Source organism: Streptomyces sp. KLMMK (assembly GCF_036961605.1).
In the GTDB taxonomy this organism is placed as follows: Bacteria; Actinomycetota; Actinomycetes; order Streptomycetales; family Streptomycetaceae; genus Streptomyces; species Streptomyces telluris.
In genome coordinates this window covers 1-22458 of sequence record NZ_JBAMDC010000074.1, presented here as the reverse complement: position 1 = coordinate 22458, position 22458 = coordinate 1, and the positions used below count along the sequence as shown (strand labels likewise).

The following is a 22458-nucleotide window of genomic DNA, read 5'->3' as shown; positions in this document are numbered from 1 at the left end:
ATTGTCACTGCCCGCAAGTAGGGTGTGTGACATGGCCGACCCCAGCAGCTACCGACCCAAGCCGGGACAGATCCCCGACTCGCCGGGGGTCTACAGGTTCCGTGACGAACACGGCCGGGTGATCTACGTCGGGAAGGCGAAGAGCCTGCGCCAGCGGCTCTCCTCGTACTTCCAGGACCTCGCCGGCCTGCACACGCGCACCCGCACGATGGTGACCACGGCCGCCTCCGTCGAGTGGACCGTGGTCTCCACCGAGGTAGAGGCGCTCCAGCTGGAGTACACCTGGATCAAGGAGTACGACCCCCGTTTCAACGTCAAGTACCGCGACGACAAGAGCTATCCCTCCCTCGCCGTGACCATGGGCGAGGAGTTCCCGCGCGTCCAGGTCATGCGCGGCCCCAAGAAGAAGGGCGTGCGCTACTTCGGCCCGTACGCCCACGCCTGGGCCATCCGCGAGACCGTCGACCTGATGCTGCGCGTCTTCCCCGTGCGCACCTGCTCCGCCGGGGTGTTCAAGCGCTCGGCCCAGATCGGCCGCCCCTGTCTGCTGGGGTACATCGGCAAGTGCTCCGCCCCCTGCGTCGGCCGCGTCAGTGCGGAGGAGCACCGCGAACTGGCCGAGGAGTTCTGCGACTTCATGGCCGGCCGCACCGGCGCCTACCTGCGCCGCCTGGAGCAGCAGATGCACGAGGCCGCCGAGGAGATGGAGTACGAGAAGGCCGCCCGTCTGCGGGACGACATAGAAGCCCTCCGGCGCGCCCTGGAGAAGAACGCCGTCGTCCTCGCCGACGCCACCGACGCCGACCTGATCGCCGTCGCCGAGGACGAGCTGGAGGCCGCGGTACAGATCTTCCACGTGCGCGGCGGCCGGGTGCGCGGCCAGCGCGGCTGGGTGACCGACAAGGTGGAGGCCGTCGACACGGCGGGCCTCGTCGAGCACGCCCTGCAGCAGCTCTACGGCGAGGAGCGCGGCGACGCCGTGCCCAAGGAGGTCCTGGTCCCGGCCCTGCCGGAGCCGGTCGAGCCCGTCGCCCAGTGGCTGGGCGAGCGCCGCGGCTCCCGGGTCGACCTGCGCATCCCCCAGCGCGGCGACAAGAAGGACCTGATGGCCACGGTCCAGCGCAACGCCCAGCAGGCCCTCGTCCTGCACAAGACCAAGCGGGCCTCCGACCTGACCACCCGCTCCCGGGCGCTGGAGGAGATCGCCGAGGCCCTGGAGCTGGATTCCGCGCCGCTGCGCATCGAGTGCTTCGACATCTCCCACCTCCAGGGCCAGGACGTGGTGGCGTCGATGGTCGTCTTCGAGGACGGCCTGGCGCGCAAGAGCGAGTACCGCCGCTTCCAGATCAAGTCGTTCGAGGGCCAGGACGACGTCCGGTCGATGCACGAGGTGATCGGCCGCAGGTTCCGCCGCTATCTGCAGGAGAAGCAGAAGGCGGGGGAGTGGTCCGAGGAGAACGCGGTCGAGGAGGAGAACGGCCGCACCGAGGACGGGCGCGCCGTGGACGTCCTCGCCGGGGAGGCCCGCACTGAGGACGGGCGCCCCAAGCGCTTCGCCTACCCGCCGCAGCTCGTCGTCGTCGACGGCGGGCGGCCGCAGGTGGCGGCCGCCCGGAGGGCGCTGGACGAGCTCGGCATCGAGGACGTGGCGGTCTGCGGCCTGGCCAAGCGCCTGGAGGAGGTCTGGCTGCCCGGTGAGGACGACCCCGTCGTGCTGCCCCGCACCAGCGAGGGCCTCTACCTCCTGCAGCGCGTGCGCGACGAGGCCCACCGCTTCGCCATCGCCTACCAGCGCAGCAAACGCACCAGGACGCTGAGGGCCGGGCCGCTCGACGAGGTCCCCGGCCTGGGCGAGACCCGCAAGAAGGCGCTGCTCAAGCACTTCGGCTCGGTCAAGCGGCTGCGCGCCGCCACAATCGAGCAGATCTGCGAGACGCCGGGCATCGGCCGCAAGACCGCAGAGACGATCGCCGCCGCGCTCGCGGCGGCCGCCCCGCCCGCCCCCGCCGTGAACACGGCCACAGGCGAGATCATGGAAGAGGCGGGGGAATGATGGGGCACGCAGTATGGAAGACGGGGCCGCACCCGCGGCACCGTCGGTGAGACGGGGGTAGGCAGTATGACCGGGACCGAGCGAGACGGAGCACAGGTGAGTACGGGCACGACGGCGGATGCGACCGGCGAGGGCACGGCCATCCCCGAACTGGTGATCATCTCCGGCATGTCGGGGGCGGGCCGCAGCACCGCCGCCAAGTGCCTGGAGGACCTCGGCTGGTTCGTCGTGGACAACCTGCCGCCCGCCCTGATCCCCACCATGGTGGACCTCGGCGCCCGCTCCCAGGGCAACGTGGCCCGGATCGCCGTGGTCGTGGACGTGCGCGGCCGGCGCTTCTTCGACAACCTCCGCGAGTCCCTGGCCGACCTGGCCGCCAAGAAGGTCAAGCGGCGCGTGATCTTCCTGGAGGCCTCCGACGACGCCCTGGTGCGCCGCTTCGAGTCCGTGCGCCGCCCGCACCCCCTCCAGGGCTCCGGGCGCATCGTCGACGGCATCGCCGCCGAGCGGGACCTGCTGCGCGAGCTGCGCGGCGACGCCGACCTGGTGATCGACACCTCCAGCCTCAACGTCCACGAGCTGCGCGCCAAGATGGACGCCCAGTTCGCCGGCGAGGAGGAGCCGGAGCTGCGGGCCACCGTCATGTCCTTCGGCTACAAGTACGGCCTGCCCGTCGACGCCGACCTCGTGGTGGACTGCCGCTTCCTGCCCAACCCGCACTGGGTGCCGGAGCTGCGCCCCTTCACGGGCCTCAACGAGGAGGTCTCGGGCTACGTCTTCAACCAGCCCGGCGCCAAGGAGTTCCTCGACCGCTACACCGAGCTCCTGCAGCTCATCGCCGCGGGCTACCGCCGCGAGGGCAAGCGCTACGTGACCATCGCGGTCGGTTGCACCGGCGGCAAGCACCGCTCCGTCGCCATGTCCGAGAAGCTCGCCCACCGCCTGGTCTCCGAGGGTGTGGAGACCGTCGTCGTCCACCGGGACATGGGGCGCGAGTGACCGGCCGCACGTCCCGGCTCCGCCGGGTGCGCCGCCTCGTCCCCGGACGGACCACCCGGGGGCCCGAGGGCCGTACGAAGCGCGGCGCCCAGCCCAAGGTCGTCGCCCTCGGCGGCGGCCACGGCCTGTCCGCCTCGCTCGCCGCCCTGCGCCGGATCACCGGCGACCTCACCGCCGTCGTCACCGTCGCCGACGACGGCGGCTCCAGCGGCCGGCTCCGCGACGAGCTGGGCGTCCTGCCCCCCGGCGACCTGCGCAAGGCCCTCGCGGCCCTGTGCGGCGACGACGACTGGGGCCAGACCTGGGCCCGGGTGATCAAGCACCGCTTCACCAGCGAGGGCGATCTGCACGACCACGCCGTCGGCAATCTGCTGATCGTCGCCCTGTGGGAGCAGCTCGGCGACCCCGTGCAGGCCCTCGACCTGGTCGGCAAGCTGCTGGGCGCGCACGGCCGGGTGCTGCCGATGTCCGCCGTGCCGCTGGAGCTGCAGGCCCTCGTCCGGGGGCACGACCCCGCCGAGCCCGGCGCCCTCAGCACCGTCCGCGGCCAGGCCACGGTGGCGCTGACCCCGGGCGAGGTGCAGTCCGTGCACGTCGTGCCGGAGGATCCGCCCGCCGTGCCGGAGGCGGTCGCCGCCGTCCTCGACGCGGACTGGGTGGTGCTCGGTCCCGGCTCCTGGTTCTCCTCCGTCATCCCGCACCTGCTCGTCCCCGAGCTGCTGGAAGCCCTGCAGGAGACCAAGGCCCGCCGGGTGCTGTCGTTGAATCTCGCACCACAACCGGGTGAAACCGATGGCTTCTCCCCGCAGCGTCATTTGGAGGTTTTGGCCCGACACGCCCCTAAACTCGCCCTGGACGTGGTGCTGGCCGACGAGGCCGCCGTGCCCGACCGCGAGAGCCTCACCGATGCCGCGAAGCGGCTCGGGGCCGCGGTCGAGCTGGCGCCGGTCGCCGCGCCCGACGGCTCCCCGACCCATGACCCGGAGCTGTTGGCCGCCGCGTACGACCGTATTTTTCGGATGCATGGAAGGATCGGCCCATGGCGATGACGGCAGCGGTGAAGGATGAAATCTCCCGGCTCCCCGTCACCCGCACCTGCTGCCGGAAAGCGGAGGTCTCGGCGATCCTGCGGTTCGCGGGTGGTCTGCACCTGGTCAGCGGGCGCATCGTGATCGAGGCGGAGCTGGACACCGGGATCGCCGCCCGGCGGCTGCGCAAGGACATCCTGGAGATCTTCGGACACGCCTCCGACCTGGTGGTGATGGCCCCCGGCGGGCTGCGCCGCGGCAGCCGGTACGTGGTGCGGGTGGTGGCGGGCGGTGACCAGCTGGCGCGCCAGACCGGCCTGGTCGACGGCCGCGGCCGGCCGATCCGCGGGCTGCCCCCGCAGGTCGTCTCCGGGGCCACCTGCGACGCGGAGGCCGCCTGGCGGGGCGCCTTCCTCGCCCACGGCTCGCTCACCGAGCCCGGCCGCTCCTCCTCCCTGGAGGTGACCTGCCCCGGGCCCGAGGCGGCGCTGGCGCTGGTCGGCGCGGCCCGCCGGCTGCAGATCGCGGCCAAGGCGCGCGAGGTGCGCGGCGTCGACCGCGTGGTCGTCCGCGACGGCGATGCGATCGGCGCCCTGCTGACCCGCCTGGGGGCGCACGAGTCCGTGCTGGCCTGGGAGGAGCGCCGGATGCGCCGCGAGGTGCGGGCCACGGCCAACCGCCTCGCCAACTTCGACGACGCCAACCTGCGCCGCTCGGCCCGGGCCGCCGTCGCGGCGGGCGCCCGGGTGCAGCGGGCCCTGGAGATCCTCGGCGAGGAGGTGCCCGAGCACCTCGCGGCCGCGGGCCGGCTGCGCATGGAGCACAAGCAGGCGTCCCTGGAGGAGCTGGGCGCCCTGGCCGACCCGCCGCTGACCAAGGACGCCGTCGCCGGCCGGATCCGGCGCCTGCTCGCCATGGCCGACAAGCGCGCCCAGGACCTCGGCATCCCCGGCACCGAGTCCAACCTCTCCGACCTTTCGGACCTCTCGGAGGAGATGGCGGAGGGCATGGCGGGCTGACGCCCCGCACGCGCCGACGCCCGGCACGGCCCCCGCCCGCCGGCGCCGTCCCGCACACCGGTACATCGAGCCACCCCGCGCCGTGCAGGGCGCCGGAGTGGCTCTTTCTGCGTCATTGACATGATCATGCAGGCTCTCCACTCTGGCGTCCGTGCACTGACGTGGCAGACAACAGCAAGGGGGGCTCATGAGACGCAGGACGAGAACAGTCCTCGCGGCGGCTTCGCTGCTCTTAGGCGCGCCGGCCGCGGCACCCTTCGCCCACGCACAACCCGGCGCCGCGGCGACGGCGCCGGACGGCGACGGCGCACCGGCCGTCTGGACCGCCCGCATCACCGCCGGCCAGGTGCCGCTGCTCCTCGCGGCCGGCGTCGACGGCCACGAGCTGGCCGAGCGCCCGACCGGGACCGGGGCCGCCTCGGTCGAGCTCTACCTGACCGGCGAGCAGGCCCGCGAGCTGCGCGGCAGGGGAGTCGGCCTCACCGAGAAGCGGATACCGCAGCGCACCGAGGAACGCCTCAAGGCCGCAGGTGACGGCGTCTTCCGCCCGTACAGCGGCAAGAACGGCCTCCGGCAGGAGCTCCTGGACACCGCGAAGGCCCACCCCGGCCTCACCAAGGTCGTGAGCATCGGGAAGACCGTCCGCGGCCAGGACATCCTCGCCCTGAAGCTGAGCAAGGACGCCCGCACCGCGCCCGACGGCCGCAAGCCCGCCGTGCTGTACATGTCCAACCAGCACGCCCGGGAGTGGATCACCCCGGAGATGACCCGGCGGCTGCTCCACCACTACCTCGACGCCTACGGCAAGGACGCCCGCGTCACCGACGTCGTGGACCGCGCCGAACTGTGGTTCGTCCCGTCCGCCAACCCCGACGGCTACGACTACACCTTCCAGAGCCCGGACACCCGCCTGTGGCGCAAGAACCTGCGCGACAACAACGGCGACGGGAAGATCACCCCGGGCGACGGCGTCGACCTCAACCGCAACTTCCCCTTCAAGTGGGGCTACGACAACGAGGGTTCCTCGCCCCGTCCGGGCTCCGAGACCTACCGCGGCACGGCCCCCGCCTCCGAGCCGGAGACGAAGGCGATCGACGCCTTCGAGAAGGCGCACCGATTCAGCTACGCCGTCAACTACCACTCGGCCGCCGAACTGCTGCTCTACGGCGTCGGCTGGCAGGTCGCCACCCCCACCCCGGACGACGTCCTCTACAAGGCGCTGGCCGGCACGCCGGAGAAGCCCGCGGTCCCGGGCTACCACCCGCAGCTCTCCTCCGAGCTCTACACGACCAACGGCGAGGCCGACGGGCACGCGGCGAACGTCAACGGGACGATGATGTTCACCCCCGAGATGTCGACCTGCCGCACCGCGTCGAAGGCCGACCCGGACGACCGCTGGAACCCGGACGACTGCCCCTCGTCCTTCAGCTTCCCCGACGACGAGAAGCTGATTCAGCAGGAGTTCGCCAAGAACATCCCCTTCGCGCTGTCCGTCGCCGAGACCGCCGTCAACCGCGAGGGCGCCGACCGGCCCCGCTCGGCCGTGGGCCTCTCCGCTCCCGACTTCACCCCGGACGCCTTCACCACCTCCTACGCGCTCGGCGACGAGCAGGAGGTCTCCGTCACCGCCCGCAGGAGCCTGCGCGACCTGCGCCTCAACTACCGCATCGACGGCGGTCGTACGCACACCGCCCCGCTGGAGGAGTGGAAGGGCGGCGACCGCTACGGCGGTCAGGACAGCATCCGTTTCGCCGAGTACCGCGCCTACGTCGAAGGCGCCGAGCCCGGCTCCGGCGTCCGGGTCTGGTACACCGGCCGGACGCGCGACGGCAGGGCCGCCGCGAGCGAACCCTTCACCTACACCGTGGCGGACCGCCCCGAGGCCGACACCCTGGTGATCGCCGACGAGGGCGGGCCCGGCGCCGCCCGGCACACCGCCGCCTACACCGCGGCGCTGGCCGCGGCAGGCCGTGACGCCGCCGTGTGGGACGTGGCCGCACAGGGCGCTCCGCACGCGCTCGGCGTGCTGGGGCACTTCAAGAGCGTCGTGTGGTACTCCGGCGGCAACCGGCCCGGCGGGGCCACGCTGACGGCCGTGCGGGACTTCGTCAACGAGGGCGGCAAGCTCGTCGCCGCGGGCAGGCAGGCGGGCGGCTACGGAGTCGTCGGCCCCGCCGAGACGAACGACTTCAGCCAGTACTACCTGGGCGCGGGCAGCCGCCTGCAGCACCCCGCCCCGGCCCGCTTCACCGGCTCCGGCGCGCTCGCGGGCGTCAGTGTCCGCCTCGGCGACGCCCCCGGGGACAAGCTGGACGCCGCGGGCTCGTTCGCCCCCGTCTCCGACGAGCTGCCGCCGGCCGGCTTCCCGCAGTTCCGCAGCGCGGCCGCGGGCGACTACACGGCGGCGGGCCGGGCCGCGGGGAACCCGGACGGCGCAACAGGCGCCCGCTGCACCGGACCGGCCGTCACGCTCCGTGACGGCGCCTGCGCCGCGGCGGCGGACGCGCGCGGGGCGGCGGCCGTCTCGACGGCCGGCACGGTGCTCCTGGGCTTCGGCTTGCAGCACGTCCCGGACCCCGCCGAAAGGTCCGCGCTCATTAGTGCAGCCCTGCGCTCTGTCAAGGGGTGAAGCCGCTTCGGAGGCCCAGTGACGCCAATGTCACGTCCCCCCGTACTTAGAGGTAGGGTCGGGGTTGGTCGGGGACATCCCAAACAGCCCGCCGGCGGACAGTCCGGCACACCAACGAGGAGATCGGTTCGTGACGATCCGCGTAGGCATCAACGGCTTTGGCCGTATCGGTCGTAACTACTTCCGCGCGCTCCTGGAGCAGGGTGCGGACATTCAGGTAGTCGGTGTCAACGACCTGACCGACAACGCCACCCTGGTGCACCTGCTGAAGTACGACAGCATCCTCGGTCGCCTCAAGCAGGACGTCAGCCACACCGACGACACGATCACTGTCGGCGACATGACCTTCAAGACGATGGCCGAGCGCGACCCGGCGAACCTGCCCTGGGGCGAGCTCGGCGCCGACATCGTCATCGAGTCCACGGGCATCTTCACCAAGCGCGAGGACGCCGCCAAGCACCTCGCCGCCGGTGCGAAGAAGGTCCTCATCTCGGCTCCGGCCAAGAACGAGGACATCACCATCGTGATGGGCGTCAACCAGGACAAGTACGACGCGGCCAACCACGACGTCATCTCCAACGCCTCCTGCACCACCAACTGCGTGGCGCCGATGGCCAAGGTCCTCGACGAGACCTTCGGCATCGTCAAGGGCATGATGACGACGGTCCACGCGTACACCAACGACCAGCGCATCCTGGACTTCCCGCACTCCGACCTGCGTCGCGCCCGCGCCGCCGCGGAGAACATCATCCCGACCTCGACGGGTGCCGCCAAGGCCACCGCCCTGGTCCTCCCGCAGCTGAAGGGCAAGCTGGACGGCATCGCCATGCGCGTCCCGGTCCCGACCGGCTCGGTCACCGACCTCGTCCTGGAGCTCGACCGCGAGACCACCAAGGAAGAGATCAACGCCGCCTTCCAGAAGGCCGCAGAGGGCCAGCTCAAGGGCATCCTCGAGTACACCGAGGACCCGATCGTCTCCTCGGACATCGTCAACTGGCCGGCCTCCTGCACCTTCGACTCGCAGCTGACGATGGTCCAGGGCAAGCAGGTCAAGGTCGTCGGCTGGTACGACAACGAGTGGGGCTACTCCAACCGCCTGGTGGACCTGACCGTCTTCGTCGGCGGCCAGCTCTGATCTCTCTGCCCGCTGGTCGTACGATCACAGGCATCGGGATGTAGGGGACGGGGCTCGTACGACGCGATGGCGCGTCGTACGAGCCCCGTCTCATGAATGACCCCTTACGGAAGTACCGGAGTCACCGCATGAAGACGATCGACGAACTCATCCAGGACGGCGTCGAGGGCAAGCGGATCTTCGTCCGCGCCGACCTCAACGTGCCGCTCGCCGGCACCTCCATCACGGACGACGGCCGCATCCGCGCCGTCGCCCCGACGATTGCCAAGCTCGCCGCCGCGGGCGCCAAGGTGATCGTCGCCTCCCACCTGGGCCGTCCCAAGGGCGCCCCGGACCCCCAGTTCTCCCTCGCCCCCGCCGCCGTGCGGCTCGGCGAGATCCTGGGCAAGCAGGTCTCGTTCGCCACCGACACGGTCGGCGACAGCGCGAAGGCCACCGTCGCCGCACTGGCGAACGGCGAGGTCACGCTGCTGGAGAACCTCCGCTTCAACGCGGGCGAGACCAGCAAGGACGACGCGGAGCGCGGCGCTTTCGCCGACGCCCTCGCGTCCCTGGCCGACCTGTACGTGGGCGACGGCTTCGGCGCCGTGCACCGCAAGCACGCCTCGGTCTTCGACCTCCCGGCGCGCCTGCCGCACGCCGCCGGCGACCTGATCGCCACCGAGGTCGGCGTCCTGAAGAAGCTCACCGAGGACGTCGCGCGCCCCTACGTGGTGGTGCTCGGCGGCGCCAAGGTCTCCGACAAGCTGGGCGTCATCGACAACCTGCTGGAGAAGGCCGACCGCATCCTCATCGGCGGCGGCATGTCGTACACCTTCCTCAAGGCCAAGGGCCACGAGGTCGGCATCTCGCTGCTGCAGGAGGACCAGATCCCGGTCTGCCTGGAGTACCTGGCCCGTGCCGAGAAGCGCGGCGTGGAGTTCGTCCTCCCCGTCGACGTCCTGGTCTCGGCCGACTTCCCGGACCTGAAGACCAAGGCCCCGGCCAACCCGGAGCTCGTCGCCTCGGACGCCATCCCGGCGGACAAGGAGGGCCTGGACATCGGCCCGAAGACGCGCGAGCTCTACGCCTCGAAGCTCGCCGACGCCGGCACCGTCTTCTGGAACGGCCCGATGGGCGTCTTCGAGCACCCCGACTACGCCAACGGCACCAAGGCCGTTGCCCAGGCCCTGCTGGACTGCGACGGCTTCACCGTCGTGGGCGGTGGCGACTCGGCCGCGGCCGTGCGCACCCTGGGCTTCGACGAGAATGCTTTCGGCCACATTTCGACCGGCGGCGGCGCCAGCCTCGAGTACCTCGAGGGCAAGACGCTCCCCGGCCTCGCCGCACTGGAGGACTGAACCACTGTGAGTGCACGTACCCCGCTGATGGCGGGCAACTGGAAGATGAACCTCAACCACCTCGAGGCCATCGCGCACGTCCAGAAGCTCGCCTTCGCGCTCGCCGACAAGGACTACGAGGGCACCGAGGTCGCCGTCCTGACGCCCTTCACCGACCTCCGCTCGGTGCAGACGCTGGTCGACGGCGACAAGCTGAAGATCAAGTACGGCGCCCAGGACGTCTCGGCGTTCGACTCCGGCGCGTACACCGGCGAGATCTCCGGCGCCATGCTCGCCAAGCTCAAGTGCACCTACGTGGCGATCGGGCACTCCGAGCGCCGCCAGTACCACGGCGAGACCGACGAGATCTGCAACGCCAAGGTCAAGGCCGCCTACCGGCACGGGCTCACCCCGATCCTGTGTGTCGGCGAGGGCCTGGACGTCCGCAAGGCCGGCGGCCAGGTCGCGCACAGCCTCGCGCAGCTCGACGGCGCCCTGAAGGACGTCCCGGCCGAGCAGGCGGAGAGCATCGTCGTCGCCTACGAGCCCGTGTGGGCCATCGGCACCGGCGAGGTCGCCACGCCCGAGGACGCCCAGGAGGTCTGCGGTGCCATCCGCGGCCGCCTCGCCGAGCTCTACGGCCGTGAGGTCGCCGACAAGATCCGCATCCAGTACGGCGGCTCCGTCAAGTCCGGCAACATCGCCGCGATCATGGCGCAGCCCGACGTCGACGGCGCGCTGATCGGCGGCGCCGCGCTGGACGTGGACGACTTCGTCAAGATCGTTCGCTTCCGCGACCAGTAGGAGCGCTATGACGAGGACTGCTCCTCGTCGTACCCTGTCGGGGCCGGGACCGGCGTTTTCACGCCGCCCCGGCCCTCACCATCGACGTCCGAGAGAGTTGGTCCAGCCGTGGTCATGGGGTTCTCGATCGCCCTCATCATCTTCAGCGTGCTGATGATGATGCTGGTGCTCATGCACAAGGGGAAGGGCGGCGGCCTGTCCGATATGTTCGGCGGCGGCATGCAGTCCTCCGTCGGCGGGTCCTCCGTCGCCGAGCGGAACCTCGACCGCATCACCGTGGTCATCGGTCTGCTCTGGTTCGCGTGCATCGTCGCGCTCGGCCTGCTGATGAAGCTCGATAGCTGACGTACCGTCGTGAACGCGGCCTATCATTGGGTCGCGTCCTCACGGCCGGGCTGTAACTCCTGCCACTGGACGCGCGTTGGGCCTTACGTAGACTGGGGCGCCCGCAGCGGAACCATCGGTTCAGATGATCCGCAGCACCATTACGCAGGGAGTTACGACCGTGGCAAGTGGCAACGCGATCCGGGGAAGCCGGGTCGGAGCGGGGCCGATGGGTGAGGCCGAGCGGGGCGAGTCCGCGCCGCGCCTCCGCATCTCCTTCTGGTGCTCTAACGGGCACGAGACGCAGCCGAGCTTCGCCAGCGACGCACAGGTACCGGACACCTGGGACTGCCCGCGCTGCGGCTTCCCGGCCGGCCAGGACCGGGACAATCCGCCGGACCCGCCGCGCACCGAGCCGTACAAGACGCATCTCGCGTACGTGCGGGAACGGCGCAGCGACGCCGACGGCGAAGCCATCCTCGCGGAGGCGCTCGCCAAGCTCCGCGGAGAGATCTGACACGCGGCGACATCTCAAGGAAGCGGCACCCCTCGTGGGTGCCGTTTCGTCTTGCGCTCGAACCGACCGCAGATCAATTAGGTTGGAGGGCGGCGGGGCAGTTACGAGAATGAATGGGCTGATGTCCGAGATGAACGCAGAGGACCGCACCAGGCTGGACCGGACCCCGGAGTGGAACGCTCTGGCCAAGCACCGGGACGAACTGGGGGAGGTGCAGCTGCGCAAGCTCTTCGCGGACGATCCGCGCCGCGCCGAGAAGTACGCGCTCACCGTCGGCGACCTCCATCTGGACTACTCCAAGCACCTCGTCACGGACGAGACCCTGCGCCTGCTGCGCGAGCTGGCGGCCGCCGCGGACGTGGCCGGGCTGCGCGACGCCATGTTCCGCGGCGAGAAGATCAACACCACCGAGGGCCGCGCCGTGCTGCACACCGCGCTGCGCGCCCCGGAGTCCGCCGTCGTCAAGGTCGACGGCGAGAACGTGGTCCCGGCGGTCCACGCCGTGCTGCGCAAGATGCAGATCTTCACCGACCGCGTGCGCAGCGGCGACTGGAAGGGCCACACCGGAAAGCCCGTCAAGAACGTCGTCAACATCGGCATCGGCGGCTCCGACCTCGGTCCGGCGATGGCCTACGAGGCGCTGCGCGCCTACACCGCCCGCGACCTGACGTTCCGTTTCGTCTCCAACGTGGACGGCGCGGACCTGCACGAGGCCGTGCGCGACCTGGACGCCGCCGAGACGCTCTTCATCGTCGCCTCCAAGACGTTCACGACGGTCGAGACCATCACCAACGCCACCTCCGCGCGCAACTGGCTCCTGGACCGGCTCGGCGCCGGCGAGGAGGCCGTCGCCAAGCACTTCGTGGCCCTGTCGACCAACGAGGAGAAGGTCTCCGAGTTCGGCATCGACACGGCCAACATGTTCGAGTTCTGGGACTGGGTCGGCGGCCGCTACTCCTACGACTCGGCCATCGGGCTCTCCCTGATGCTCGCCGTCGGCCCGGACCACTTCCGCGAGATGCTCGCCGGCTTCCACCTCGTCGACGAGCACTTCCGCACCGCCCCGCCGGAGGAGAACGCCCCGCTGCTCCTCGGCCTCCTCGGCATCTGGTACGGCAACTTCCACGACGCGCAGTCGCACGCCGTGCTGCCCTACAGCCACTACCTGTCGAAGTTCGCGGCCTACCTGCAGCAGCTGGACATGGAGTCCAACGGCAAGTCCGTCGACCGCGAGGGACGGCCCGTCAACTGGCAGACCGGGCCCGTCGTGTGGGGCACGCCTGGCACCAACGGCCAGCACGCGTATTACCAGTTGATCCACCAGGGCACGAAGCTGATCCCCGCGGACCTCATCGGCTTCGCCAAGCCCGTGGACGACCTGGAGCCGGGGCTGGTGGCCCAGCACGACCTGCTGATGGCGAACCTGTTCGCCCAGGGGCAGGCGCTGGCCTTCGGCAAGACGCCGGAAGAGGTCGCGGCGGAGGGCGTGCCGGCCGAGCTCGTCGCGCACAAGACCTTCCGGGGCAACCGCCCCACCACCACGATCCTCGCGGGCGAGCTGACGCCGTCCGTGCTCGGTCAGCTCATCGCGCTGTACGAGCACAAGGTCTTTGTCCAGGGCGCGATCTGGAACATCGACTCCTTCGACCAGTGGGGCGTCGAGCTCGGCAAGGTCCTCGCGAAGCGGGTGGAGCCGGCGCTCACGGAGGGCGCGGAGGTCGCGGGGCTGGACGCGTCCACGTCCGCGCTGGTCGCGCGCTACCGGGAGCTGCGGGGCCGCTGAGCCTCCGGCTGAGGCGGGCCCGGCACCGCCGGGCACGTCGGCTCGTGGCCGCGCGCCGTTGCGGCGGGAGGAGGGCCCCGGCCTCGTCCTTTCGCCGTTTCCTGGGGGCAAGCCCCCAGCCCCCCGCAGGGGTTTCGGGAAGGGGCGGGTCAGGGGAATCCCCTCCGCAGCGGCGCGCAACCACCGCGGTGGTGTCCGGCGGTGCCAGGACAACGGCCCGGCCCCCGAGAACGGGAGCCGGGCCGTGGTGTGCGTACTGTCAGGGCGAAGCCGGGGGGTACAGCCCCCGGGGCAGCCGTGATGCCGCCGCCGCGTCGAGCAGCCACAGCGTGCGGCTGCGCCCGTACGCCCCGGCGGCCGGTGCCTGGATCTCACCCGCACCACTGAGCGCGAGTGCAACGGCGTTCGCCTTGTCCTCGCCCGCGGCGAGGAGCCAGACCTCGCGGGCCGCCCGGATCGCCGGCAGCGTCAGGGAGACGCGGGTCGGCGGCGGCTTCGGCGCGCCGTGGACGCCCACGACCGTGCGCTCGGTCTCCCGGACGCCCGGGAGCTCCGGGAAGAGCGAGGCGACGTGCGTGTCCGGGCCGACGCCCAGCAGGAGGACGTCGAAGGACGGCACGGGACCGTGGTCCTCCGGGCGCGCGGCCGCGGCCAGCTCCGTCGCGTACGCCTCGGCCGCCGCGTCCGCGTCGTCGTGCTTCCCGTCCGCCGCGGGCATGTAGTGCACCCGCGCCGGGTCGAGGTCCACGGCGTCCAGCAGGGCCTCGCGGGCCTGCGTGGCGTTGCGCTCGGGGTCGCCCTCGGGGAGGAAGCGCTCGTCCCCCCACCACAGGTCGAGCCGGGACCAGTCGACCGCGTCCCGGGCGGGCGCGGCGGAGAGGGCCGCGAGCAGCCCGTTGCCGTTGCGCCCGCCGGTGAGGACGACGGAGGCCGAGCCGCGGGCGGACTGGGCGTCCACGATCTTCGTGATCAGCCGGGCCGCCGCGGCGCGGGCCATCAGCTCCTTGTCCCGGTGGACGACGATCTGCGGGGTGCTCACTTGCCGGCCGCCTTCTTGCCGCCGGCCTTCTTGGCGGCGGCCGGAGCGGACTTCTCCCCGGCCTCCGGCGCCTCGGCGGCGGCCGGAGCCTCGGCGGCCCCGGCGGCCGGGGCCTCGGCGGCCGGGGCCTTTGCGGCCGGCGCCGCGACCGGTGCGTCGTTCAGCCGGTCCACGCCGTACTTCAGCGCCGCCTCGTAGATGTCGTCCGGGTCGAGGCGCCGCAGCTCCTCCGCGAGGAGCTCCGCCGTCTCGCGCCGCTGGAGTGCGACGGCGCGGTCGGGCTGGCCGGGCATGGAGAGCGTGGCCAGGGAGCCGTCCGGGCGGTCCAGGACGACGGGGCCGTTCTTGGTCTCCAGGCGGACGGCGGTGAGGCCGGGGCCGTCGGAGACGGTGCGCCGCACCGGGACGCCGAGGCGGTCGGCGAGCCACAGGGCGAGGAGCTCGGCGCTGGGGTTGTAGCCCTCGCCCTCGACCTCCGCGGAGACGACGTCGGCGTGCTGCTGGTCCAGGGCGGCCGCGAGCATGGAGCGCCACGGCGTGATCCTGGCCCAGGCGAGGTCGGTGTCGCCGGGCGTGTAGTGCGCCGAGCGGGCCGCGATCTCCTTGACCGGGTCCTCGGCGGCGTACGCGTCGGTGACGCGGCGCTGGCCGAGCGCGCCGAGGGGGTCCTTGTCGGGGTCGACCGGGGAGCCGACCGGCCACCAGACCACCACGGGGGCGTCGGGCAGCAGCAGCGGCAGGACGACCGACTGGGCGTGGTCTATCACCTCGCCGTACAGCCGCAGCACGACGGTCTCGCCGGTGCCCGCGGAGGTGCCGACCCGGACCTCGGCGTCGAGGCGGGCCTTGGCGCGGTCGCGCGGGGAGCGGCTGACGCGCTTGATGACGACGAGCTTGCGCGAGGGGTGCTCGCGGGACGCCTCGTTGGCGGCCTTGAGCGCGTCGTAGGCGTGCTCCTCGTCGGTGACGATGACCAGGGTGAGGACCATGCCGATGGCGGGGGTGCCGATGGCGCGGCGGCCCTGGACCAGCGCGTTGTTGATCTTGCTGGAGGTGGTGTCCGTAAGGTCGATCTTCATGGCCGGCGCCAGCTCCGTCCGTCTCGTGCGAGCATCTCGTCCGCCTCGACCGGTCCCCAGGTGCCGGCCGGGTAGGACGCGGGCTTGCCGTTGCTCTCCCAGTACTGCTCGATCGGGTCGAGGATCTGCCAGGAGAGCTCGACCTCCTTCAGGCGCGGGAAGAGGTTGGCGTCGCCCAGCAGCACATCGAGGATGAGCCGCTCGTAGGCCTCGGGGCTGGACTCGGTGAAGGACTCGCCGTAGGCGAAGTCCATCGAGACGTCCCGGACCTCCATCTGGGTGCCGGGCACCTTGGAGCCGAACCGCATGGTGACGCCCTCGTCCGGCTGCACCCGGATGACCAGGGCGTTCTGCCCCAGCTCCTCGGTCGCGGTGTGGTCGAAGGGGGAGTGCGGGGCGCGCTGGAAGACGACCGCGATCTCGGTGACGCGGCGGCCCAGGCGCTTGCCGGTGCGCAGGTAGAAGGGGACGCCCGCCCAGCGGCGGTTGTCGATCTCCAGCTTGATCGCGGCGTAGGTGTCGGTCTTGGAGCCCGGGTCGATGCCCTCTTCCTCCAGGTAGCCGACGACCTCCTCGCCGCCCTGCCAGCCGTGCGCGTACTGGCCGCGGACGGTCTCCTTGCCGAGGTCCTTGGGCAGCCGCACGGCGCCCAGCACCTTGGTCTTCTCGGCGACCAGCGCGTCCGCGTCGAAGGATGCGGGCTCCTCCATGGCGGTCAGCGCGAGCAGCTGGAGCAGGTGGTTCTGGATGACGTCACGGGCGGCGCCGATGCCGTCGTAGTAGCCGGCGCGGCCGCCGATGCCGATGTCCTCGGCCATGGTGATCTGCACGTGGTCGACGTAGGACCGGTTCCAGATCGGCTCGAAGAGGGTGTTGGCGAAGCGGAGCGCCAGGATGTTCTGGACGGTCTCCTTGCCCAGGTAGTGGTCGATCCGGAAGACCTCTTCGGTCGGGAAGACCTCGTGGACGACCTTGTTGAGCTCCTGGGCGCTGGCCAGGTCGTGGCCGAAGGGCTTTTCGATGACGGCGCGCCGCCAGGAGCCCTCCTTCTGGTCGGCCAGCCCGTGCTTCTTCAGCTGCTGGACGACCTTGGGGAACCACTTGGGCGGCACCGAGAGGTAGAACGCGAAGTTGCCGCCGGTGCCCTGCTGCTTGTCGAGCTCCTGGATGGTGCTCTTGAGCGTCTCGAACGCGGCGTCGTCGTCGAAGTCGCCCTGCACGAAGCGGCAGCCCTGCACCAGCTGCTGCCAGACCTCCTCGCGGAAGGGCGTGCGGGAGTGCTCCTTGACCGCGTCGTGGACGATCTGGGCGAAGTCCTCGTTCTCCCAGTCGCGGCGCGCGAAGCCGATGAGCGAGAAGCCCGGCGGCAGCAGCCCGCGGTTGGCGAGGTCGTAGACCGCCGGCATCAGCTTTTTCCTGGACAAATCGCCCGTGACGCCAAAGATGACCAGGCCCGACGGCCCCGCGATACGCGGGAGCCGTCGGTCCAGAGCGTCACGCAGCGGATTGCTGCTTGTGCTCAATTCACGCCTCCGGGGCGAGGCGCTTGAGCTCCGCCTCGGTGGACTTCAGCAGGTCGTTCCAGGACTGCTCGAACTTGTCGACGCCCTCGTCCTCCAGGAGCTGCACGACGTCGTCGTACGAGATCCCGACCTTGGCGATCGCGTCGAGCTCGGCCTTGGCCTGCTCGTACGTGCCGCGCACCGTGTCACCGGTGATCTGCCCGTGGTCGGCCGTGGCCTCCAGGGTGGCCTCCGGCATGGTGTTGACCGTGTTCGGGGCGACCAGGTCGTCCACGTACAGCGTGTCCTTGTAGGCCGGGTCCTTGACGCCGGTCGAGGCCCACAGCGCACGCTGCTTGTTGGCGCCGGCCTTCTCCAGGGCGGCCCAGCGGTCCGAGGAGAAGACCTCCTCGTACGCCTGGTAGGCCAGGCGGGCGTTGGCGAGGGCGGCCTTGCCGCGCAGCGCCTTGGCCTCGTCGGTGCCCAGGGCGTCCAGGCGCTTGTCGATCTCGGTGTCCACGCGGGACACGAAGAAGGACGCGACCGAGTGGATCAGGGACAGGTCCAGGCCCGCGGCCTTGGCCTGCTCCAGACCGGTCAGGTAGGCGTCCATGACCGCGCGGTAGCGCTCGAGGGAGAAGATCAGCGTGACGTTGACGCTGATGCCCTTGCCGATCACGTCGGCGATGGCCGGCAGGCCCGCCTTGGTGGCCGGGATCTTGATCAGCGTGTTGGGGCGGTCCACCAGCCACGCCAGCTGCTTGGCCTCGGCGACGGTGGCGGCGGTGTTGTGCGCGAGGCGCGGGTCGACCTCGATGGAGACCCGGCCGTCCTGGCCGTCCGTCGCGTCGAAGACCGGGCGCAGGATGTCGGCGGCGTCGCGGACGTCCGCCGTGGTGATCATGCGGATGGCCTCGTCCACGGTGACCTTGCGGGCCGCGAGGTCGGCGAGCTGCGCCTCGTAGCCGTCGCCGCCCGAGATCGCCTTCTGGAAGATCGACGGGTTGGTCGTGACGCCCACGACGTGGCTCTGGTCGATCAGCTCGGCGAGGTTGCCGGACGTGATGCGCTTGCGGGACAGGTCGTCCAGCCAGATCGCGACGCCTTCGTCGGAGAGGCGCTTGAGTGCGTCTGTCATGGGTTCTGCATCTCCTACTTGCTCGTAAAGGGGCGTCAGCGGCGGTTGGCGTCGGCGTGCTCGATCGACTCGCGCGCGGCCGCGACGACGGCCTCGGTGGTCAGACCGAACTCGCGGTAGAGCACCTTGTAGTCGGCGGAGGCGCCGAAGTGCTCCAGCGACACGATGCGGCCGGCCTCGCCGACGTAGCGGTGCCAGGTCAGGCCGATGCCGGCCTCGACTGCCACGCGGGCCTTGACGTCCGGCAGCAGCACGCCGTCCCGGTACGCCTGGTCCTGCTCCTCGAACCACTCGACGGACGGCATGGAGACCACGCGGGTCGGGATGCCCTCGGCCTGGAGCTGATCGCGGGCCTCGACGGCCAGCTGGACCTCGGAGCCGGTGCCGATCAGGATCACCTGCGGACGGCCGCCCTCGGCCTCGAACAGGACGTAGCCGCCCTTGGCCGCGCCCTCGTTCGCCTCGTACGTCGGGACGTTCTGGCGGGTGAGGGCCAGACCGTGCGGCGCGGGCTTGACGGTGTGGCGCTTGGTGATCTCGCGCCAGGCGATCGCCGTCTCGTTGGCGTCGGCCGGGCGGACCATGTTCAGGCCCGGGATGGCGCGCAGGGCGGCCATGTGCTCGACCGGCTGGTGGGTCGGGCCGTCCTCGCCGAGGCCGATGGAGTCGTGCGTCCACACGTAGGTGACCGGCAGCTTCATCAGGGCGGCGAGACGCACGGCCGGGCGCATGTAGTCGGAGAACACCAGGAAGGTGCCGCCGTAGACGCGGGTATTGCCGTGCAGCGCGATGCCGTTCATGGTCGAGCCCATGGCGTGCTCGCGGATGCCGAAGTGGATCGTGCGGCCGTAGGGGTTCGCCTCCGGCAGCGGGTTGCCCTTCGGCAGGAAGGACGACGACGGGTCGATCGTGGTGTTGTTCGAGCCGGCGAGGTCGGCGGAGCCGCCCCACAGCTCGGGGATCACGCCGCCCAGCGCCTTGAGGACCTCGCCCGACGCCTTACGGGTCGCGACGTCCTTGCCGGCCGGGAAGACCGGGAGGGCCTTCTCCCAGCCGTCGGGCAGCTCGCCCGAGGCGATGCGGTCGAACTCCGCGGCGCGCTCCGGGTTGGCCTCGCGCCACTCCTGGATGCGCTTGTCCCACGTGGCGTGGGCCTCGCGGCCGCGGTCGACGACCTTGCGGACGTGGCTGAAGACGTCGTCCTCGACCTGGAAGTCCTGCTCGGGGTCGAAGCCCATGACGCGCTTGGTCGCGGCGACCTCCTCGGCGCCCAGCGCCGAGCCGTGCGAGGCCTCGGTGTTCTGGGCGTTCGGGGCCGGCCAGGCGATGATCGTGCGCGCGGCGATGAGCGAGGGGCGCCCGGTCTCCTCCTGCGCGGCCTTCAGCGCCGCGTGCAGGGCGTGGACGTCGAAGTCGCCGTTGGCGGCCTGCTCGATGCGCTGGACGTGCCAGCCGTAGGCCTCGTAGCGCTTGAGGACGTCCTCGGAGAAGGCGGTCTCGGTGTCGCCCTCGATCGAGATGTGGTTGTCGTCGTAGAGCGCGACGATGTTGCCGAGCTTCTGGTGGCCGGCGAGCGAGGAGGCCTCCGCGGAGATGCCCTCCTCCAGGTCGCCGTCGGAGACGATCGCCCAGACGGTGTGGTCGAACGGGGAGGTCCCCTCGGGGGCCTCCGGGTCGAACAGGCCGCGCTCGTAGCGGGCGGCCATGGCCATGCCCACGGCGTTGGCGATGCCCTGGCCCAGCGGGCCGGTCGTCGTCTCGACGCCACGGGTGTGACCGTGCTCCGGGTGGCCGGGGGTCTTGCTGTCCCAGGTGCGGAAGGACTTCAGGTCCGACAGCTCCAGGCCGTAGCCCGCCATGAACAGCTGGACGTACAGCGTCAGGCTGGTGTGGCCGGGGGAGAGGACGAACCGGTCGCGGCCGGTCCAGTCGGCGTCACTGGGGTCGTGGCGCATCATCTTCTGGAACAGCAGATAGGCGGCGGGGGCCAGGCTCATGGCCGTGCCCGGATGGCCGTTGCCGACCTTCTGCACGGAGTCCATGGCCAGGACGCGGGCGGTATCGACGGCCCGCTGGTCCAGTTCGGTCCATTCGAGGTCTGTGGTGGTCGGCTTGGTGCTCACCCTTGGATCAGGGCTCCTCTCCACATGGTCTTATCTGCCGGGGGCGGTATGTTCCGCCACGACGCGGCGTGGTCGAGCCTACCCCTGCGGGGACGTGCATCTTTTCGACGTACAGTCGGCTGCCCGCTTACGGGCAGCCGAATCGCGGCGGCAGGGATTCCCGCCGCGGGTGCGGCGCCCTGTTCACAGCCTGCCGGGCGGGGCGGCCGCCCGCCTCCCGAACGCGACCGTTCCGTCATGTCCGGGGGCTCCGCGGTCGCGTCCGGGTGGTGCGGGGGCGCCTTCTTGATCCCTTCGGTGCGCCCTCAACACGACCCACCCCGGCGGAGGCCGCGCCATGCCCTGCGTCTAAAGTGGCGTGGTACGCGCAAGTCTTTACCGGGCTTTCCGTCCCGGATGTGCTTGCTGGCCTTATCTCTGTCAGGGGTGTGCGTGACGGCCGTCGAATCCCGTCCTGCGGGGGTGCTCACCGAGAGCCCCGGTCACCGGCCGTTCGGGGCCCGTGCCAAGGCGTTCGTGGCGCTGACCAAGCCGCGTGTCATCGAGCTGCTGCTGATGACGACCGTGCCGGTGATGTTCCTCGCGGCCGAGGGCGTGCCCGACCTGTGGCTGGTCCTGGCCACCTGCATCGGCGGCTACCTGTCCGCGGGCGGCGCCGGTGCGTTCAACATGTGGTACGACCGCGACATCGACGCCCTGATGGACCGCACGTCGCAGCGCCCGGTGGTGACCGGCATGGTCTCGCCGCGCGAGTGCCTGGTCTTCGCCACCGCGCTGACCGTGGGCTCGACCCTGTGGTTCTGGCTCCTGGTCAACCCGCTGTCGGCGATGCTCTCCCTGGGCGCCAACGCCTTCTACGTCGTCGTCTACACGATGATCCTCAAGCGCCGTACCGCGCAGAACATCGTCTGGGGCGGCATCGCGGGCTGCATGCCGGTCATCATCGGCTGGTCGGCCGTGACGAACTCCGTCTCCTGGGCCGCACTCGTCCTCTTCCTGGTCATCTTCTTCTGGACGCCGCCGCACTACTGGCCGCTGTCGATGAAGGTCAAGGACGACTACGAGCGCGTCGGCGTGCCGATGCTCCCCGTCATCGCGGGCAACAAGGCGGTCGCCAAGCAGATCGTCGTCTACAGCTGGGTGATGGTCGCCGTCTCGCTCGCGCTGCAGCCGCTCGGCTACACCGGCTGGTTCTACACGGTGGTGGCGGCCGCGCTCGGCGGGTTCTGGCTGAAGGAGGCCCACGCCCTGCAGGCCCGGGCCAAGGCCGGCATCACGGGCGCGAAGCTCAAGGAGATGCGGCTGTTCCACTGGTCCATCACCTATGTGTCGCTGCTGTTCGTGGCGGTGGCCGTGGATCCCTTCCTGCGCTGATGCTTCTTCCTGCGCCGGTCCCTTCCTTCGTTAATTACCGCTCGGTAGCATCTGTGTATGGCAGATGACACCACCCCGCAGGACGGCCCGGCCGAGAAGCCCGCGCCCTCCGACGCCCGGGCGGACCGCAAGGCCGCCCGGCTCGAACGCCGGCTCGCTCAGCAGATCAGGGATTTCGCCAAGAGCCACGGCGGCTCCGCCGAGGGCCAGCTGGCCCACATCGCCCGTGGCACCGCCCGCATCGCCCTGGTGGGCGCCAACGGCGAGTGGGGCAACCTCGTCGCCCCGTCCATGGACGTCGCCCGCAAGGCCGCCGAGAAGGCCGGGCTCACCCTCCACGACGACTTCGACGGCGAGCTCGCCGCCAAGGTCCGCACCGGCCCGTACGAGTGGTCGCGCATGGCCGGCATCCAGCTCGGCGGCCCGGCCAACCCCGCCGATAACTGACGGGCCCCTCGGCCGTTAGACCCGCGGGGAGCGGCCGCACACGCGCCGCTCGGGGGGTACGGCACGAGGGGGGCGGATGGACGGCTTGCCGCTGCTCGTCGACCAGCACAGCCACGGCGCGGTCCACACGGAGCTGGGGCTCGGCG

At 71.1% G+C, this 22458-nt stretch carries 17 protein-coding genes and 1 pseudogene; 13 read left to right on the top strand and 5 right to left on the bottom strand.

Annotated elements, in window-relative coordinates; all coding sequences use genetic code 11:
• Positions 1 to 31 precede the first annotated feature (31 nt).
• The 11 genes and pseudogenes from uvrC (at position 32) to pgi (ending at position 13610) form a co-directional block, all read left to right on the top strand.
• Positions 32 to 2053, top strand: a complete 2022-nt coding sequence (uvrC, locus tag V7793_RS14485) for an excinuclease ABC subunit UvrC (protein WP_336006654.1) — start codon at positions 32 to 34, stop codon at positions 2051 to 2053.
• Positions 2054 to 2119: 66 nt separating this feature from the next.
• Positions 2120 to 3052 carry an RNase adapter RapZ gene (rapZ, locus tag V7793_RS14480; protein ID WP_179080431.1) on the top strand — a complete coding sequence of 311 codons (933 nt, stop codon included), beginning with the start codon at positions 2120 to 2122 and terminating at the stop codon, positions 3050 to 3052.
• Positions 3049 to 4101, top strand: a complete 1053-nt coding sequence (locus V7793_RS14475) for a gluconeogenesis factor YvcK family protein (RefSeq protein WP_336006653.1) — start codon at positions 3049 to 3051, stop codon at positions 4099 to 4101. The genes rapZ and V7793_RS14475 overlap by 4 nt, the downstream gene beginning before the upstream one ends.
• Positions 4092 to 5099: a DNA-binding protein WhiA gene (gene whiA / locus V7793_RS14470; protein ID WP_030366605.1), complete on the top strand. Its 1008-nt coding sequence runs from the start codon at positions 4092 to 4094 to the stop codon at positions 5097 to 5099. Before V7793_RS14475 ends, whiA begins: the two co-directional genes overlap by 10 nt.
• Positions 5100 to 5286: 187 nt before the next feature.
• Positions 5287 to 7497: pseudogene (locus V7793_RS14465) on the top strand (M14 family metallopeptidase); the annotation flags it as partial.
• A gap of 361 nt (positions 7498 to 7858) precedes the next feature.
• Positions 7859 to 8863 carry a type I glyceraldehyde-3-phosphate dehydrogenase gene (gene gap, locus V7793_RS14460; RefSeq protein WP_168094519.1) on the top strand — a complete coding sequence of 335 codons (1005 nt, stop codon included), beginning with the start codon at positions 7859 to 7861 and terminating at the stop codon, positions 8861 to 8863.
• 128 nt (positions 8864 to 8991) lie between these two features.
• Positions 8992 to 10203, top strand: a complete 1212-nt coding sequence (locus tag V7793_RS14455) for a phosphoglycerate kinase (protein ID WP_336006652.1) — start codon at positions 8992 to 8994, stop codon at positions 10201 to 10203.
• 6 nt (positions 10204 to 10209) lie between these two features.
• The gene (gene tpiA / locus V7793_RS14450; protein WP_336006651.1) at positions 10210 to 10986 is read left to right on the top strand and encodes a triose-phosphate isomerase; all 777 of its coding nucleotides are present in this window, start codon (positions 10210 to 10212) and stop codon (positions 10984 to 10986) included.
• Between the two features lie 114 nt (positions 10987 to 11100).
• Positions 11101 to 11331 carry a preprotein translocase subunit SecG gene (gene secG / locus V7793_RS14445; protein ID WP_168095178.1) on the top strand — a complete coding sequence of 77 codons (231 nt, stop codon included), beginning with the start codon at positions 11101 to 11103 and terminating at the stop codon, positions 11329 to 11331.
• Between the two features lie 160 nt (positions 11332 to 11491).
• The gene (locus V7793_RS14440; RefSeq protein WP_003957010.1) at positions 11492 to 11827 is read left to right on the top strand and encodes an RNA polymerase-binding protein RbpA; all 336 of its coding nucleotides are present in this window, start codon (positions 11492 to 11494) and stop codon (positions 11825 to 11827) included.
• A 130-nt stretch (positions 11828 to 11957) separates the two neighbouring features.
• Complete coding sequence (gene pgi, locus V7793_RS14435) at positions 11958 to 13610, top strand: glucose-6-phosphate isomerase (protein ID WP_336006655.1); 1653 nt, start codon at positions 11958 to 11960, stop codon at positions 13608 to 13610.
• A gap of 259 nt (positions 13611 to 13869) precedes the next feature.
• Here pgi and pgl read toward each other — a convergent pair whose 3' ends face one another.
• From pgl to tkt, 5 genes are read right to left on the bottom strand one after another with little or no spacing between them, the layout of a single operon-like run.
• Positions 13870 to 14649: a 6-phosphogluconolactonase gene (gene pgl / locus V7793_RS14430; RefSeq protein ID WP_336006647.1), complete on the bottom strand. Its 780-nt coding sequence runs from the start codon at positions 14647 to 14649 to the stop codon at positions 13870 to 13872.
• On the bottom strand, positions 14646 to 15728 hold the full coding sequence (opcA, locus tag V7793_RS14425; protein WP_336006645.1) for a glucose-6-phosphate dehydrogenase assembly protein OpcA: 1083 nt from the start codon (positions 15726 to 15728) through the stop codon (positions 14646 to 14648). Before opcA ends, pgl begins: the two co-directional genes overlap by 4 nt.
• Positions 15725 to 17251: a glucose-6-phosphate dehydrogenase gene (gene zwf, locus V7793_RS14420; RefSeq protein WP_336006643.1), complete on the bottom strand. Its 1527-nt coding sequence runs from the start codon at positions 17249 to 17251 to the stop codon at positions 15725 to 15727. The genes opcA and zwf overlap by 4 nt, the downstream gene beginning before the upstream one ends.
• 1 nt (position 17252) lies before the next feature.
• Positions 17253 to 18368: a transaldolase gene (tal, locus tag V7793_RS14415; protein WP_336006641.1), complete on the bottom strand. Its 1116-nt coding sequence runs from the start codon at positions 18366 to 18368 to the stop codon at positions 17253 to 17255.
• 35 nt (positions 18369 to 18403) lie between these two features.
• Entirely contained in the window at positions 18404 to 20491 is a 2088-nt protein-coding gene (tkt, locus tag V7793_RS14410) for a transketolase (protein WP_336006639.1), read from the bottom strand.
• A gap of 432 nt (positions 20492 to 20923) precedes the next feature.
• Here tkt and V7793_RS14405 point away from each other — a divergent pair, with 432 nt between their 5' ends.
• Both V7793_RS14405 and V7793_RS14400 read left to right on the top strand, forming a co-directional pair.
• Positions 20924 to 21865, top strand: coding sequence for a heme o synthase (locus tag V7793_RS14405; protein WP_336006638.1), 942 nt, complete (start codon positions 20924 to 20926; stop codon positions 21863 to 21865).
• 57 nt (positions 21866 to 21922) lie between these two features.
• Complete coding sequence (locus tag V7793_RS14400) at positions 21923 to 22312, top strand: hypothetical protein (protein WP_336006637.1); 390 nt, start codon at positions 21923 to 21925, stop codon at positions 22310 to 22312.
• The last annotated feature ends 146 nt before the right edge of the window (positions 22313 to 22458 follow it).